This is a genomic window from Polaromonas sp. P1_G4 (assembly GCF_056405475.1).
Genome location: NZ_JBFUCA010000951.1, coordinates 1 through 832, shown reverse-complemented (window position 1 = coordinate 832; position 832 = coordinate 1). Strand labels below are relative to the sequence as shown.

The 832-nt window shown below is 61.4% G+C and carries 1 protein-coding gene; it reads left to right on the top strand.

The features are described 5' to 3' along the window. Nucleotides 1–508: Crp/Fnr family transcriptional regulator (locus AC1D1X_RS24675; protein WP_477699539.1), on the top strand; the 508-nt coding region annotated here is incomplete at its 5' end. Between the last annotated feature and the right edge of the window lie 324 nt (nucleotides 509–832).

Here is an 832-nt window from a genome sequence, read left to right as displayed (position 1 = left end):
GATGAGCACCGACAGCGAGCAGGGCGCCACCATGACCTTCACCGGCCTGCCGCCGGGCGCCTGGTTCGGCGAAGGCACGGTGCTCAAGCGCGAGCCCTACCGCTACAACATCCAGGCCCTGCGCAAGACGGTGGTGGCGGGGCTGCCGGTCGACGACTTCCACTGGTTGCTGGACCATTCCATCGGCTTTAACCGCTTTGTGATGAACCAGCTCAACGAGCGCCTGGGCCAGTTCATCGTCGCGCGCGAAATCGACCGCATGAACAACCCCGACATCCGTGTGGCACGCAGCTTGGCCGCGCTGTTCAACCCGGTGTTGTACCCGGGTGTGGGCGAAATCCTGCGCATCACGCAGCAGGAAATGGCCTACCTCGTGGGCCTGTCGCGCCAGCGCGTGAACGAGGCGCTGAGCACGCTGCAGGCCCGGGGCTTTATCCGCATCGAATACGGCGGCCTGCGCGTGCTCGACCTGGGCGCCCTGCGGTCCAGTGTTTTCTCAAGCAAATAAAGGCTGCAGGCCAATAGGGACGAGCGCAAGCAGCTACTGAATTAATAGCAAGTGTGTTGGGCGGGTTGAACTGCCCGGGGAGCCGTTTTGGGCGTTTGGGGTGCGGTTTGGGGCGCTTTTCAGGTGCCAAAAGTGCCTGCAGACCAATCAGGACGAGCGCAAGCAGCTATGAAATCAGGAGCGCTTGGTGTGACGAGTACAGCCGCCGTCCTCAGGAAAGAAACAAAATAAAGATGGAAACCGCTTCGACCACCCAATTGGCGCGGTTTGCAGCCTGGGCGTTTTCCTTGAGGATTGGCCAAAGCACTTCGCGTTGCCATGCCC